This window comes from Brevibacillus sp. FSL K6-0770 (assembly GCF_038000275.1).
Lineage (GTDB): Bacteria > Bacillota > Bacilli > Brevibacillales > Brevibacillaceae > Brevibacillus > Brevibacillus parabrevis.
In genome coordinates, this window is record NZ_JBBOBQ010000001.1 from 1,619,463 (window position 1) to 1,634,401 (window position 14,939).

The 14,939-nt window shown below is 53.1% G+C and carries 16 protein-coding genes; 12 read left to right on the forward strand and 4 right to left on the reverse strand.

What is annotated here, in order from left to right:
• Positions 1-29 precede the first annotated feature (29 nt).
• The 6 genes from NST23_RS07965 to NST23_RS07990 all read left to right on the forward strand — a co-directional run bounded on the left by NST23_RS07965 (position 30) and on the right by NST23_RS07990 (position 5,891).
• The gene (locus NST23_RS07965; protein ID WP_122963113.1) at positions 30-650 is read left to right on the forward strand and encodes an NUDIX hydrolase; all 621 of its coding nucleotides are present in this window, start codon (positions 30-32) and stop codon (positions 648-650) included.
• 185 nt (positions 651-835) lie between these two features.
• Positions 836-2,275, forward strand: coding sequence for an MDR family MFS transporter (locus NST23_RS07970; protein WP_122963114.1), 1,440 nt, complete (start codon positions 836-838; stop codon positions 2,273-2,275).
• Between the two features lie 178 nt (positions 2,276-2,453).
• Positions 2,454-3,704, forward strand: a complete 1,251-nt coding sequence (locus NST23_RS07975; protein ID WP_340963504.1) for a GNAT family N-acetyltransferase — start codon at positions 2,454-2,456, stop codon at positions 3,702-3,704.
• A gap of 90 nt (positions 3,705-3,794) precedes the next feature.
• Complete coding sequence (locus NST23_RS07980; protein WP_167470237.1) at positions 3,795-3,971, forward strand: hypothetical protein; 177 nt, start codon at positions 3,795-3,797, stop codon at positions 3,969-3,971.
• A gap of 155 nt (positions 3,972-4,126) precedes the next feature.
• Positions 4,127-4,603, forward strand: coding sequence for a PilZ domain-containing protein (locus NST23_RS07985; protein WP_122963116.1), 477 nt, complete (start codon positions 4,127-4,129; stop codon positions 4,601-4,603).
• Positions 4,604-4,739: 136 nt separating this feature from the next.
• Entirely contained in the window at positions 4,740-5,891 is a 1,152-nt protein-coding gene (locus NST23_RS07990) for a DUF2087 domain-containing protein (protein ID WP_340963507.1), read from the forward strand.
• Positions 5,892-5,933: 42 nt separating this feature from the next.
• On the opposite strand, the gene NST23_RS07995 is transcribed toward NST23_RS07990, so the two are convergent.
• From NST23_RS07995 to NST23_RS08005, 3 genes are all read right to left on the reverse strand, one after another.
• A complete protein-coding gene (locus tag NST23_RS07995) occupies positions 5,934-6,239 on the reverse strand; it encodes a hypothetical protein (RefSeq protein ID WP_122963118.1) in 306 nt (101 codons plus the stop codon).
• Positions 6,240-6,363: 124 nt separating this feature from the next.
• Complete coding sequence (gene gerQ / locus NST23_RS08000; protein ID WP_122963119.1) at positions 6,364-6,786, reverse strand: spore coat protein GerQ; 423 nt, start codon at positions 6,784-6,786, stop codon at positions 6,364-6,366.
• Between the two features lie 27 nt (positions 6,787-6,813).
• Positions 6,814-7,236, reverse strand: a complete 423-nt coding sequence (locus NST23_RS08005) for a cell wall hydrolase (RefSeq protein ID WP_122963120.1) — start codon at positions 7,234-7,236, stop codon at positions 6,814-6,816.
• A 182-nt stretch (positions 7,237-7,418) separates the two neighbouring features.
• On the opposite strand from NST23_RS08005, the gene NST23_RS08010 reads away from it, so the two are divergent.
• From NST23_RS08010 to NST23_RS08020, 3 genes are read left to right on the forward strand one after another with little or no spacing between them, the layout of a single operon-like run.
• Complete coding sequence (locus tag NST23_RS08010; protein ID WP_122963121.1) at positions 7,419-7,835, forward strand: MerR family transcriptional regulator; 417 nt, start codon at positions 7,419-7,421, stop codon at positions 7,833-7,835.
• Positions 7,832-9,403 carry a class I adenylate-forming enzyme family protein gene (locus NST23_RS08015; protein WP_340963510.1) on the forward strand — a complete coding sequence of 524 codons (1,572 nt, stop codon included), beginning with the start codon at positions 7,832-7,834 and terminating at the stop codon, positions 9,401-9,403. Before NST23_RS08010 ends, NST23_RS08015 begins: the two co-directional genes overlap by 4 nt.
• The gene (locus NST23_RS08020) at positions 9,400-11,211 is read left to right on the forward strand and encodes an acyl-CoA dehydrogenase family protein (protein ID WP_122963123.1); all 1,812 of its coding nucleotides are present in this window, start codon (positions 9,400-9,402) and stop codon (positions 11,209-11,211) included. Before NST23_RS08015 ends, NST23_RS08020 begins: the two co-directional genes overlap by 4 nt.
• Positions 11,212-11,276: 65 nt before the next feature.
• Here the strand turns inward: NST23_RS08020 and NST23_RS08025 are convergent, their stop codons facing one another.
• Positions 11,277-11,843 (reverse strand): YqaA family protein, encoded by a 567-nt coding sequence (locus tag NST23_RS08025; RefSeq protein ID WP_063228694.1) that lies wholly within the window; start codon positions 11,841-11,843, stop codon positions 11,277-11,279.
• Positions 11,844-12,159: 316 nt separating this feature from the next.
• Between NST23_RS08025 and NST23_RS08030 the strand changes: the two genes are divergently transcribed.
• The 3 genes from NST23_RS08030 (at position 12,160) to ytxC (ending at position 14,744) form a co-directional block, all read left to right on the forward strand.
• Complete coding sequence (locus tag NST23_RS08030) at positions 12,160-12,378, forward strand: hypothetical protein (RefSeq protein ID WP_063228695.1); 219 nt, start codon at positions 12,160-12,162, stop codon at positions 12,376-12,378.
• A gap of 153 nt (positions 12,379-12,531) precedes the next feature.
• Positions 12,532-13,638, forward strand: a complete 1,107-nt coding sequence (mqnC, locus tag NST23_RS08035; RefSeq protein ID WP_122963124.1) for a cyclic dehypoxanthinyl futalosine synthase — start codon at positions 12,532-12,534, stop codon at positions 13,636-13,638.
• 185 nt (positions 13,639-13,823) lie between these two features.
• Positions 13,824-14,744, forward strand: a complete 921-nt coding sequence (gene ytxC, locus NST23_RS08040; RefSeq protein WP_122963125.1) for a putative sporulation protein YtxC — start codon at positions 13,824-13,826, stop codon at positions 14,742-14,744.
• The last annotated feature ends 195 nt before the right edge of the window (positions 14,745-14,939 follow it).

Here is a 14,939-nt window from a genome sequence, read left to right on the forward strand (position 1 = left end):
AAACCGATACGCAGATGAGGTGGAGTTGGATGACGGAAGAACGCTTTGACATTTTTGACGAATCAGGACAGCAGATCGGTGTGGAAGCGCGCAGCGAGGTGCACCGAAAAGGGGATTGGCACCAAACTTTCCATTGCTGGCTTTACCGGGTGCACAATGGACAACTGGAGCTTTTGTTCCAGAAAAGGCATCCGGAAAAAGATACGGGCCCGAATTTGCTTGATATAACATCGGCAGGCCATTTGCTCGCAGGGGAGCGGCCCTGTGACGGAGTGCGGGAATTGGAGGAAGAGCTTGGACTTGTCGTGCCGTATGAAAAGCTCCGCCAGATTGGCGTCATTCGCGATGTGATTACGGCGCCAGGCATCATCGACAAGGAGCTGTGCCACGTATTTGCGATGGAGTGCGATCAGCCGCTGCACGAATATCGCTTGCAAAAGGAAGAAGTGACAGGACTTCTCTGGGTGAATGTGCAGGAGTTGGAGGCGTTGTTTGCAGACCAGCTTTCGCAAGTGGCAGCGAAAGGGTTTTTGACCGATGCGGCAGGAGAGCGCTACGACGCTAGTCTGATGGTCAAGCAGAGTGATTTTGTTCCCCATGAAGTGCATTATTATCAGGAAGTGTTTCAGGCGATCAAAAGCTGGCTGTAACAAGATCAGGAGCGAAGGCGGCTCCCCGAGTCCCCAGTCTTGTCAATCCTTTCGCGCGTTGCAACAACGGCGCGGACAGGTGGCAGACGCGTTTTTGTTTCATAGGTAAGCAAAGTTTTGTGATATACTATGACAACGCTTTTTGGCGAATCGCGATCGTGCGTAGATAGAGAGAGGAGATCGAGATGAGAGTAAAAATTATGGTGGCACTGATGCTTTCCACCTTCCTGGCCGCCATGGAAGGGACGATTGTCAGTACAGCGGTGCCGCGGATTACAAGTGATTTATCGGGATTTGAGCTGGTCAGCTGGGTTTACGCCATCTACATGCTGGCGACTGCCGTGTCTGCCCCGATTTATGGCAAACTCGCTGACTTGTTTGGACGCAAAAATGTGTTGCTGATCGGGATCGGTATTTTCTTGCTTGGTTCCACGCTTTGCGGTGTGGCCATGACGATGGGCCAGCTTATCGTGTTCCGGGCGATTCAAGGCTTGGGCGCGGGTGCGGTCATGCCGATTACGATGACGATTATCGGCGACTTGTATACCGAGCAGACCGCGAGAGCGAAAGCCCAGGGCTGGATCAGCGCTGTATGGGGCCTGTCGGGTGTGGCAGGGCCGCTCGTTGGCGGGTTTTTGGTCGACACGCTTTCCTGGCGTTATATCTTTTTTCTCAATTTGCCGTTCGGGCTTTTGTCCTTTTTCATGCTGGTCTGGTTTTACCGCGAAAAGCTGCTGGCAAAAGCGAAGCGTCATATCGATTATCCGGGAGCGCTGATCTTCACCGTGGGCACGATTGCCTTGTTGTACGCGCTGTTGACGGGCAGCCAGGATCAGTCCTGGACCAATCCGGTGACGATTTCTTTGATTGTGTTTGCACTCGTGACCTACCTGGTTTTCGTTACGGTAGAAAAGCGCTCGCCTGAGCCGCTGATTCCGCTCACCCTTTTGACGAATCGCAACGTGACGATGATCAACATGCTGACGTTTTTGACCAACGGAATTGTGATCAGCATGGTCGTGTACTTGCCGATCTGGAGCCAGGGCGTACTGGGGGAAAGCGCGACGATGGCAGGCTTTGTCCTGACGCCGATGCCCGTCTGTTGGACGATCGGCTCGATTTTGTCCGGCAATCTCTTGGGCAAGCTGCGGGCAGAGCAGTTGATTATCGGAGGGACGGCCATATTGACCGTTGCCACGACGCTTTTAACGATTCTGTCTTCCCATTCGGCAAGTTACTTGATTTATGTCGCCGTAGGCTTGGTGGGGCTTGGCATGGGGCTGATCAGCCCGATCGTCATGGTCAAAATTCAGGCGTCGGTCGCTGTCGACAAACGGGGAACGGCTGTCGCATTGAACACGTTCACAGGAACCTTCAGCCAAACCTTCGGGGCGGCAGTCTTCGGGATGCTGTTCAACATGGTCACGGTAGCGGGAGGCCACGCGAATCTCGGCGCATCCTTCGAGACAGGCTCCATCCCTGCGGAACAGCTGGCGTCGATCCGCGATTTGCTTTCTTCCGGGGTTCACGTCGTCTTTACCGGAACACTGGTTATCGCGATTGGCTGCTTCCTCTTGTCGCTTGTGATTGCCAAAAATCAGCGGCAACAGGCGAACAGCCAGTAATTCATCAAGCGTCGGCCAGTCGGTCGGCGCTTTTTGGATGGCCAAGCTAAATATGGCTGAAAATGAAACTTTTCCAAAATATACAAAAACTTGTTGCTATTTACCGCATAGATTCTATAAAATTTTTTTAGACGAAATGGTTTGTCCCAAATGCGTACAGACAGGAGTGATTGTGACGATGGACGAGATTCGCCCTGTTTCTTTGAACGATATCGACGAGGTAGCGAGAATTGCCGCCATGGCTTATCCGGGAAGCAATCTTCTCGGGACGGAGGGCAGACAGCAGTTCGCTGAACGGGTCAAAAGCACGCTGGAAAATGACCCGAACGTAAGCTATCACGGATGCTATCGGGACGGACAGCTCGTAGGAATCATGAAGTGGTACGATTTTTCCATGTATGTATACGGTCAATCTGTACTGACAGGAGGAATCGGCACGGTCGCTGTCGATCTGTTGCATAAAAAAGAAAAGGTAGCGAAAACGATGCTGCACGGGTTTCTCGCGGCTTACCGGGAGAGAGGGATTCCACTTGTGTCGCTCTATCCGTTTCGCGTTGATTTTTACAAGCAGATGGGCTTTGGGACAGGAAGCAAAATTCATCAGTACAAATTCAAGCCTGCAAGCCTTCCCTATACGGGCAAGGATCAAATCGTGTACATGACAAAAGAGGACAAGGAGCAAGTGCTGGCGTGTTACCAGCGGGTCGCCCGGCAGACGCACGGGATGATCAAACGGACGGAGCGGGATGTGGACAGCCTGCTGAATGTGCCGGAAAAAATCGTCGTCGGTGTCCGACAGGAGGACAAACTGACGGGATATCTTGCCTTCCAATTTGAAAGCGCTCACGAGGAAAATAAAATTTTCAACAATATCGTCGCGAAAGAGCTGGTCTATGAATCGCGCGAGGCGTTGGCGCAGCTACTCTCCTTCCTGCACAGCCAGGCGGATCAAATACAGCGGGTTGTCCTCAATACTGCGGACGAAGACTTCCATTTGCTTTTGTCTGATCCGGGAAATGGAACGAACCGACTTTTGCCTAGCGTCTACCATGAGAGTCATGTTTCAGGGGTTGGGCTGATGTATCGGGTGATTGATGTACCGGGCTTTTTCCGGCAAATGTCCGCTCATCGCTTTGGCGCAGAAACGGTTCGCTTGCAGCTGACGGTGCGCGACTCCTTCCTGCCGGAAAACAGCGGGACATGGCTTGTCCAGTTCACAGACGGACATGCTCGCGTGGTAGAGGAAGGACAGGCAGACGCTGCTGTTCAACTGGATATATCCGATTTTTCCTCGCTCGTCATGGGGGCGGTTCGTTTCAGCAAGCTGCACGAGTACGGTCTGGCAGAGCTGGATGACCTGCGCGCGTTGCCGCAGTTGGATCGGCTTTTTTACACGACGAAAAAACCGCAGAGCATGACGCCGTTCTGATTTTTAAAATTGTCATGATTTTGCCATAATTGGTCATCTTATTTTGCCTCTCCCCATATGTTGTTAACAAACGGGGAGGGGGCAGGTCTTATGATTTTTTTTACCGTCGTCATCTTTTTTGCGTTTTTGCTGGTTGTCTGGTTTGTGGTGAAGCTCCTGTTCCGTCTGGAGAAGCGCGATTCCATCAAGTACGACCAAAGGGAGCTTTGGGAATCATTTGACACAAAGTTGCAGGACATTCGGTACAAGAAAGAGAAAAATAAATAGAGCGCCAGTCACACGGCGCTGTTTTCTTTTGTGACATGCGGTGGGAAGTCATTACCTAAGAAATGAATGCGGGCAGCGAAAACCTTGTGCCGACAGGGACGAGGGCTTCGCCGCGTTTGGGAATAAATCGGGCAAGGGAAAGGAAGGTGAGAGCAATGGCGAGTGGATCAGAGGGTCACAAACGTGAATATTTCCGGTTGAAGCTGGAGCATCCCCTCTGTGCATTCATGACCATTGTTCTTGTCAAAGGAAAGACGATGGAGATCGGCAGCGCGAAGGTGCTGATTGAGGATATCGGCGCAGGCGGACTGCGATTTCTCTCGCACTTGAAAATGCCGGCCAGCGACCAGCTCGTCTTGCAGTTTGAGACGGAGTTGTGCGGTTCGACATTGAAAATGTACGGACATGTCGTGCGTACAAGCCCGTGGGAGCAAGATTTTTATGAATACGCGGTACGGTTCACGATGGAAGAAGCGCAGCATTTGGAGATCAACCAGTTGGTGAACCGTCTGGCCATTCGCTATCGGCAAAACCGGGTAGGGACGGAAGGGAGCTTTTGGAAGGGCGATCGGCAAGCCTTTCTGCAAGAATTGGCCCAGGCGTCGCAAACTTTGGAGACGACGAGAGCATAGGGCAAAACAGCAAACGAATCAAGACGAGCAGGCTTCTTGTTGGTGGGGTGACCAACAAGGGGCTTTTTTTGACAATGCACAAACGAAGTGTTATATTGTCTGCAATAAACTAAACATTTTGGGGATGTGCTTGTCAATGGGCATCAATGAATCGTTTTGGACTGCTTCATTGGAGGAAGCCAAGCAAGGATATGTAGAGCGGGAGCACGATTATTTGTGCTTGCTATGTGGCGCAGAAGTGGAAAAAGGAATTATCTATCCGGTAGACGGCGCCCTGTTCGAGGCGTCCCGTTACATGCGTCATCATATCGAGCAGGAGCATGAATCGGTTTTTGCTCATCTGAGCGGGTTGGACAAGCGGTTGACCGGACTGTCCGATCATCAGGCCAGCTTGATGCGGTTGTTTTATGCGGGCAAAAGCGATGCCGAGGTGCAAGCCGAGATGGGCATCGGCAGCGCTTCGACGATCCGCAATCACCGTTTTGCCCTCAAAGAGAAAGAGCGGCAAGCAAAAGTATTTTTGGCAATGATGGAGCTGCTGCGGGAAACGGACAAAGCAAGCACAGGCTCTTCAACGGGTAAGGGAAAGCCAAACAAGCAGGCTGAAAAGCAGAGAGAGGCCGGGCCGTCTGAATATGCCGCGGTTGTGCAAAAGTATTTTCCGAACGGGAAAGGCCATTCGCTGGCGCGGATACCACGCAAGCATAGCCACAGGCAGATTGTTTTTCAGGAGATTGCCAATCGCTTTGCGCCGGACAAGGTGTACAAGGAGCGGGAAGTCAATGAGCTGCTGGAAGCGATTTATGAGGACCACGTCACCTTGCGCCGTTACTTGATCGACTTCGCTTTGTTGAGCCGGGAAGCCGACGGCAGCGCGTATTGGCGCACGAGCCGGGCGGGCGGCGACGGAGCGGAGCAAGAGGCGACGACGGATCGCAAGCAAGAGCTGAAGCAGCTATACAAAGAAGTGAAGAGCGAGGCTGGCGTCTACCAGATCCGCAACAAAGAGAACGGCAAGGTACTCGTGGCGAGCACCATGAACATCAAAACGATGAACGGCAAAAAGTTCATGTTGCAGCACGGCTCCCATCCCAACCGGGAACTGCAAAACGATTGGAACGAGCTGGGCGCTGATGCATTCGAGTTCGAGGTGCTGGAAGTGCTGGAAAACAAAGACGACTCCTCGTTTGATGCGAAGGCTGCTTTGGAGAAATTGGAAGCAAAGTGGGTAGAGAAGCTGGCTCCATACGGCGACCGCGGATACCATACCCGAAAACAGGCAGAGTAGAAAAAGCAACAGGCTACCTTGAACTGGAGGGTAGCCTGTTTTTTAGTCGAGCAGGCGAAAGCGCTCCAGGTGGTCGTGCAATCCGATCTGCTGCAAAATCTCGATTTGCCTCGGGCCAATCAGGTCAAAGTGGGGAAAAGCGGCGCGGTTGTGAATATAGGCGGGATTCAAGCCGTGCTGGCGGCACCATTCCACCAACTTGTTTGGATCGGCGCAGCCTACTTTTGTCACGGTTTTCATCTCAGGAAAACGCGGGTCCAGCCAGTAATGTGTCAGAAAAGCAATCTCTCCGCGCCGGACCGCCTGTTTCCACTCGTTTAACTCTGCTCGTGAAATGCCGAATGCCACGAATGCTCTCCTCTTTCTGTTGAAAAGATGTGTGGCACAAGCGCATGCTTTGCCTATCGCCCCATTATAGCAAAAAGACAGCGCCCATCTGAACGAGAGATGGACACTGTCTTTTTGGTAAAGCTTAACGTACCCCCTGAGGAAGTGTCGGAGGAATGTAGTTCAGCTCTTCGTCGGCTGTGATGTAGTCGGTATTGACCATGAGCAGCAAGTAGCGTTTGCCCGTTTGCGGGTCGCTGAGAATGATGTGGTCGCGCCCGGCTGTCTCCAGCACGCCGCGGAAAATTTTCGCGTTCCACTGGCTGTTGTTCTCGAACGTCTGGTAAACGGTAATGACCTTGCCGCGATTCATGCGCAAAATGTTTTCGATGTACGATTCTTCCATGACTTGCCCCGGCGTATAAGGCGTGCCAGGGATCAGCGCGCCGCTTGGCTGCATAGGAACCAATTGCGGCTGCTGTTGTTGCTGCATGCCAAAAGGAAACTGTGCGGAAGGATACATTTCATACCCGTAAGGATACGGTTGGTATGGGATTTGCTGACTCATGATGAACTCGCTCCTTTTATCTATCTGTTAAAAAACGCGCGGACAATCGGCTCTGGTTGGAATGAAGAAGCAGTGCGCCTTGTAACGCCCGGAGTTTGCCTGATCCCACCAGGTGGCAGGGCAATTGCCGACAGGACGGTAAAACCAAAGCGCATTGGTGGCTGGACGTGTCCGCTCGCCATTGATCGTTCGCTGGGCCAAACGTCTTTCGCGCTCACGTGCCCGCTGGTAGAAGTACGGCTTTTGCACAGACTCATATCCGCCCGGAGATTGATAGACCATATCTCGCATCGTCCGTATGTTCTTGAAGTCAAGGCAGTTGGCGAGAATCCGGTTGACGCCCACATTCCCCACCATCAGCATCCCCAGCTCGCCTTCGCCTTCCGCTTCCGCGCGCATTAAACGAGCCAACATATCGACGTCATTGCTGTTCGCTTTGATAACGGCCATTGCTTCACCTCCTCATAAAACTCACAATGACAATATATGGGCGTATGCCAGATCGGTGATTGCACCAGCGAAATTTTTCGGTAGATCGGGGCGGCAGTTGACGTTAACGTAAACGGAAGGTAAAATATGGTTAATCAGTTATTTCTGAATATTAGAAAAGAAAGGTAAAGGAGCAGGAGACGATGAACAGAGAAGGCGACGAAAAGCAAGCACCATGGTCCATCTCTGATCTTGCTCACGAACTGGATGTCAGCACGAGAACGATTCGTTACTACGAGGAAGTCGGCCTGATTTTTCCGGCTCGAACTGAGCGGGGGATCAGGTATTACAGCCGCCAGGATCGGGCCAGGCTGCGATTGATTATGCGGGGAAAGCGCTTCGGCTTCTCGCTGGAGCAAATCCGGGAAATGATCGAGTTGTTTGGCGAGGATCGCAGCGGTCGCGCCCAGTTGCTGCGTGCCATTGATTACGGCAACCAGAAGCTGGCGGAGATTGACGACAAGATCAGGGAGCTGTCGCTGCTGCGGGAAGATATTCTCGCTTACAAGCTGGGGTTTGAACAAAAATTGCTGGAAGAACATGGGGAGGGGAACCGATGAACGTATCAGCTTTGCTTGCTGCAAACGGACGCAAATATCCCGACAAGCCTGCACTTGTTGCAGGTGATGCAGAACTTACCTTTGCCGAGTGGAATGATCGGGCGAGCAGGTGGGCCTATCGTTTGAGAGAGCATGGCGTCGAGCCAGGAGATCGCGTGGTTTTGATGCTGCCGAATTGTCCGGAGTTTGCGGTTTTTTACATAGCCGTTATTCGCTGCCAGGCGCTTGTCGTACCGATCAATGCGCGGTCGACCCAGGAGGAAGTGCGCTACATATGCGAGCATGCAGGGGCGAAAGCACTGATCGTTCACGAAGCTCTCGTGCACGCGGTCAACGAATGGATCGAACAAGGAACGAATCTGCTTGCCATCAAGACGGGCGGCAGTCAGGGCGTTTGGCTGGGAACAGCAGCTTGGGAGACAGGCGAAGACGTTCTCGGCAAGCTGGATGAATTTGCGATCGACCCGGATGCTCCGAACTTGACAGAAGACAGCGAAGTCAGCATTTTGTACACGTCAGGTACAACGGGCCGGCCAAAAGGTGTTTTGTACACGCACAGAAGCTTGCTGACCGTCGCGACCATGATGGCCATCGAACTGTCGATCCAGCATCGCTCTCGCATCCTCCAGCTCATGCCGCTCAGCCATTCAGCGCCGCTGCACTTGTTTTTTATCTCAGGCTTGATGGTCGGAGCGACGCAAGTGATGGCGCTCACGTTTTCGCCGGAGCTACTCTTGTCGCTCGTGCAAAAGCACCGGATTACCCACTTTTTCGGGGCGCCCGTTGCTTACTTGCTGACGATGAAGCATCCCGAGTTCGCCCGGTACGATTTGTCATCCGTGGAGTTTTGGATGTACGGAGGCGCTCCTTTGTCCAAGGAAATGGCTGCGCAGATGGAGCAAGCGTACGGCAGGGACAAACTGGCTTGCGTCTACGGGCTGACGGAAGCAGGGCCGACGGGCACTCGCCTGCTGCACCGCGAGCACCCGGACAAGGTGGGCAGCGTCGGAAACCGCGGTGTCCTGTTCGCCGAAGTCGAGGTTGTCGACGAAGCGGGCAGACCTGTCCCGGCAGGTACGCCTGGCGAGGTGCGAGTTCGCGGAGCAGGCACGATGAAAGCCTATTACAACAACCCGGAAGCGACGAGCGAGGCGCTGCGCGACGGCTGGCTTTACACGGGAGATATCGGAAAATTCGACGAGGACGGCTTCCTGTGGATCGTCGACAGGAAAAAGGATGTCATGATTACGGGCGGAGTCAATGTCTACCCGAAGGAACTTGAACAGCTGCTGGAGCGTCACCCGGCGATTGCCGAAGTGGCTGTCGTGGGGCTGCCCCATCCCGAGTGGGGCGAGACGGTTACCGCTTACGTGGTACTTGCTGCAGGGGCTGATCCGGCGCACGATTGGCTGACAGAAGTGCGCGGCTTTTTGAGCGGACACCTTGCCGATTACAAGCTGCCGCGACAGGTGAAAGTCCTCGCCCAGCTGCCGCGCAATACGAGCGGAAAAGTGCTCAAGCATGCTTTGCGCGATTCGGCTGCGCAAAAGGAAGTGGAGCTGACATGAGCGACCTGCAAGCGAAAATCGACCAGCGCCGCTACAGCGACAACATCCCTCACCCGCGCGCAGGCAGCCAGCAAAACTTTTTTGCGGCAGACCCCAACCTTGCTTTCTTGCTGGAGCGGTATTTGCCGGCGCCGATGCACGATTGGGCGAAGCAGCAGCTCGGTTGGCTGGGGGCACATGCGGCGGGGCCGCTGGATGAGCGGGCAGCCTATACCGATCGGGACGGCAAGCCGCACTTGCGCAAATACAATCGCCTTGGCGAAGACGTTTCCGAGATCATCACCAACGAAGGCTACAAGCAGACGGTGGCTGACGTGTACGGGGCGGGGATCGTCCATTATTTGTACCACGACATTCCCGAGCTTGGGTTCAAGGCACCGTACAGCTACTCCTTTTTGCTGGGCTACCTCGTCAGCCAGACCGAGCCAGGCTTTTATTGCCCGGTGACCTTGACGATGTCGGCGGCGTATTTGATCGATAAATACGGGGATGAGCAGCAAAAAGAGCAGTACCTGAGCGGGCTGACCTCGCGGGATCGCCGTTCGCTGTACGAGGGAGCCACTTGGCTGACGGAGCGTCAGGGCGGCTCGGATGTCGGGGCGAATCTCACGGTTGCCAAGCCGACAGCTGGGAAGCCGGGCGTCTATCAGTTGACGGGCGAGAAATTTTTTGCCAGCAATGCGGGCGCGATGGTCGCCACGGTGCTTGCGAGAATCGACGACAGCAAGCCGGGCACAAAAGGCTTGGGGCTGTTTCTCGTCCCGTGGGTTCGGCCGGATGGCACGCGCAACCAGATTGAGGTTCGGCGTTTGAAAGATAAGCTCGGAGTGAACGCAGTGCCGTCTGCGGAGGTGCTGCTTCACGGCGCGGAAGGCTATTTGATCGGACAGCCGGAAAATGGCTTCAAATACATGGCGGAAGCGCTGAATTTGTCGCGAATTTGCAATGCGATCGCATCGGTCGGAATCATGCGCCGAGCCTTGTATGAAGCCAAATATTACGCGAGCGAGCGGCGTGCTTTTCAAAAGCCGATCGACCAGTACCCGATGGTCAGAGAAATGCTGGTCAACCTGCTCTTGGATACGGAAGTAAGCACAGGCGCCGTGTTCGACATGATTGCTGTCTACGACCGCGTACAGGATGGTTCGGGGGGCAGGGACAATTTGGCGCTTTGCCGGCTGTTGATTCCCCTGTTGAAATACCGGACGGGAGAGGAAGCGGTGGAAGCCGCCCACACAGCTATCGAGATTCACGGCGGCAACGGTTTTATCGAAGAGTATGTCACACCGCGCTTGCTGAGGGATGCGCAGGTGTTGACGGTGTGGGAGGGAACTTCGAACATTCTTGCGCTGGACATTTTGCGCGTCATGCAAAAAGAAAACAGCCATGCGGTCTTGATCCGGCTGTTGCGTTCGCGTGCGGCAGGCTGGCACCATGCCTTTTCCCGGCCGTTCGCCCAGCTTTTGCAATCCGAGCTTGCTGTACTGGAGGAGAATATTGCTTATTTGCTCCAGCAGTCGCCTGATTATCTCAGCTATAAATTGAAGGCGCTCGCCGACCACATGATTGACTTGTACACGCTTTCCTGCATCGTCAGCGAAGCAGAGGATCAGCTGCTGCGAGACAACAATGCCCGCAAATACGTGCTGGCAAAGCTGTACGCAAACAAGCATTTGCTGCCGAAGACAAAGCGGGGCATCCAGGGTGACGAGCTGCTGGATGTGCATTTTTTCCGCGAGCTTCTGGACTATGAGCCGATCCCGCTGGAGGCGCTACAGCAGCAGTCTGCCTTTTTGTTCGCCACGTAACCAATCGCATCAAAAGGAAAAAACGCCCATGCAGCCAATTCGAGGTTGCTTGGGCGTTTTTCATCTCAGGCATAGCGTTTTCTGCGTTTGTTCCAGATGAACCAGCCAACGGCTACAAGTGCAGCGGCTGCGAGCAATGAGACTTCCAAGTATTCGTCCAGCAACACTTTGGCATGTTTGCCGTACAAGTAAAACAACGTACCGATCAGGAAAAATTTCAGGCCGCGACCGACGATGGCAAAGAGCATCAGCTTTGTCAGCGAATAGTTGAAAACGCCGCTCAATACGGTAAATACTTTGAACGGGATGGGCGTAAATGCGCCGATCAACACCGCAGCGTCTCCGTTTTTGGCGAATTTCTCGGTGGCGACCACGACCCATTTTTCCGGGAGCAGCTTGTGCAAAAGCGGTTTCCCCAGCCACTTGCCGAGCAAAAATCCGATTGGCGCCCCAAGAATCGAGGCGGTAAAAGCCACCGTTGCAAAGCGGAGGGCCGATCCGGGGTCAAGCAGACTCATCGCAATTTGCATAAAAAAAGGAGGAATCGGACTGATGAACGAATCCAAAAATGCCATGCCAAAGAGGCCCCATATTCCATATTGCATGAAAAGTTCTGTGATTTGATCGAGCATGAGCATCTCCTTAAGCACATTTCCTCTCGGGAATCAATTATACAGGAAAAAAGCGGTTTTCAGTAGTTAGGATATGCTTGGTCGTGCGGACAAAGACCGAAAAAGCGGGCTGATCCAAACAGATAGAAATACGATTGATTACACCGGGGGGTTACATTTTCCTGGTATTTTCCGGCTTTTAAGGAGATTCGTCCTGAGCGAAACGGCCCTGTGTATGCGTGAGTCGTGGTCAGGAAGTCCCTAGCTTTTCCATTGACGATAGGAAAGAATATCCATTAGTATAGAGAAGAAGGACATACAGCGTTGGGAGGAGCCCATGAAGACATTGGGATCGGGGAAAGTCGTTTTTTATGCGCCGGATGGAACCAGCGTGCAACTGACAGGAGAAATTGACGTGCGCGGAGACCGGGTAGCCGTGACTGAAATCATTTACTTTAACGGTCAGCCTAATGGTGCGCGTGAAACCAATCTGCCACTTTCGCAAACGGTCATCTACTGGGAACCGGAAGTGTATGAGCAGATCGGATTTGAATGATAAAAGAACAAGAAATATCGGGCAGCCCTGCTTTTTGCGGGGCTGTTTTGCATAAAGCTCCTGTTTGTGGCAGCACCTCGGGCTATAGCCGTTATGTCCCGAGTGTGATATCATGTGGGATGGAATTTACGTATGGTACAAGGAGTGATCCTGATGATCGATGCTATATTGGAGCGTGCCCTTGCAGGGGAACGACTGGGCCTGGAAGACGGCCTGGCCTTGTTTGCCAGCAACGAAATTGAAAAGATCGGACACTACGCCAATCTGGTGATGCAAAAGCATCATCCGGAACCAATTGCCACGTTTGTTATCAGCCGAAATGTGAACTACACGAACATTTGCGATACGTATTGCCGCTTTTGCGCCTTTTACCGTCGTCCAGGCTCAAGCGAAGGCTATGTACTGCCAAGAGAAACCATTTTCCAAAAGATTCAGGAGACCGTAGACGTAGGCGGTACGGAAATCTTGATGCAGGGCGGAACGAACCCGGATTTGAAAATTGATTACTTTACCGACCTGCTGCGGGCGATCAAGGAACGTTTTCCGAAAATCACCATGCACTCGCTGTCGGTAGCGGAAGTCATCAAAATCGCGGAAGTCTCCAACATGTCGGTCGAGGATGTGCTCAAAGAGCTGAAGGCAGCGGGGCTGGATTCCTTGCCGGGAGCGGGCGGAGAAATTCTCGACGACCGTACGCGCCGCAAAATTTCCCGTTTGAAAGGCTCTTGGAAAGAGTGGATCGATACGCAAAAAGCTGCTCACCGCATCGGGTTGCCAGGTACGGCGACGATGGTAATCGGCTTTGGCGAGGAGATGGAGGAGCGCGTGCTGTCTTTGCTGCGCATCCGTGAAGCACAGGACGAGACGCACGGCTTCAAAGCGTTCATCGTCTGGACGTTCCAGCCGGACAACACCAACATGAAGGCCGTCAACAACACGCCGGAGGAATACCTCAAGTCTTTGGCGATCAGCCGACTCATGCTGGACAATATCGAAAACTTCCAATCTTCCTGGGTTACCATGGGCCCGCACTACGGCCAATTGTCACTCTCTTACGGAGCAAACGACTTCGGTCAGACGATGATGGAAGAAAATGTCGTGTCAGCCGCCGCATGTACGTACAAAGTGAACACCAACCAGATTCTCGAACTGATTCGCGGAGCAGGCAAAATCCCTGCGCAGCGCAATACCCAGTACGACATCCTGCGCGTGTTCCAGGACGGCGAGATGGCAGAGAAAGATTTTGTGATGCAAAACTAATTGATATACCAGCTGTTTCCACGCGCTGCTTGATCACCAGCCTTTGTCAAAGGGGAAGTGATGAGGGAGCGCGTTTTTCATATGGAACGACCCCATTTTCCAATCCCCGGTTTCCAATCGTTTAAAAGTATATCGCCAATCAAGGGACATATACTGTAACTACAATTGCGGTTGGGGGGATGAAAATGCAAACGTATCGCGTATTGCTGGAGAATGTCCCTGAGCATAGTGGCACGTATCGCGTGATCGTAAACGAAATGCTGGAGCGAGTCAATACGGCCCCGGTGCGCATTACATACAAGGAGCAAGAGCAGGAGGACTACTGCACGTTCCTTTTTCAAAGCTGGTGCGAAGAAGAATATGATGCGCAGACGATAGAGTGGGCGAGAGCTTTTGTGGCATTGACGTTGGCAGAGTGGGTGACACAGGTCAAGGAAGCGGACATCATGCAGGAAATGGCTGCCGATCTGTTGGCGGCAGAACAACTGGAAGAAGAATGGGGAGAAATTTTGCCCTACATCGAGCGCATGTGCCAGGAAATCGAGCAGGATGGCCGCGAGCTTTTGGCTGCCACGACCCGCAAGGCCAATGTTTACCGCAAGGCGTTTTTGTATCTGGAGCAGGAGCGGACGATCAACGTCCTGGGTTTCATCCGGTTCCGGCTGCAAGAGCATTGGAACGAGCTGTTTGAACTGGTGGAGTCCGGGATTGACGAATATCTGGAAGACAAGCAATACCAGGAATTTGTCGAGCTGTTGCGCTACTTCATCGCCGTGCAGGAAGTGAAACAGGAAGTGGTCCATGTTGTTCCTAGTGTGGACAAACCTTTCCATCTTTATGACAAACAGGGAGACCGTCTCTGGCTGGAGCAGCTTGATTCCGTGCTCAGCATGGACGAACAAAAGTGCCGGGACGAGGATTATTTGGTCAGCGCCTTGGTTACACTGGCTCCTGAGAGTATCGTGCTGCACATGGCTGGCGACAGGCCGGGGCTTGCGCAAACGATACGCAGCATTTTCGACAGCCGGCTGATTACGTGCCATTCCTGTTCATTATGCATTGGGCAAAGACGTGTACTTGACGGGAACAATCCGAGTCCACTATAATAAGCAACAACAAACGTATATGGCTTACAAATACGATGAGAAGGACATGGACGATATGAAGATCGCTCTAGAGAGGCGGGCCTAGGCTGGGAGCTTGCTGCGAGATCATATGGATCTACCCCCTTCGAGTAGCAGCCGGGAACGAAGCGCGTTTGCTTCCACTATCGGTTTGCCGGTTCCCATACCGTTATCATG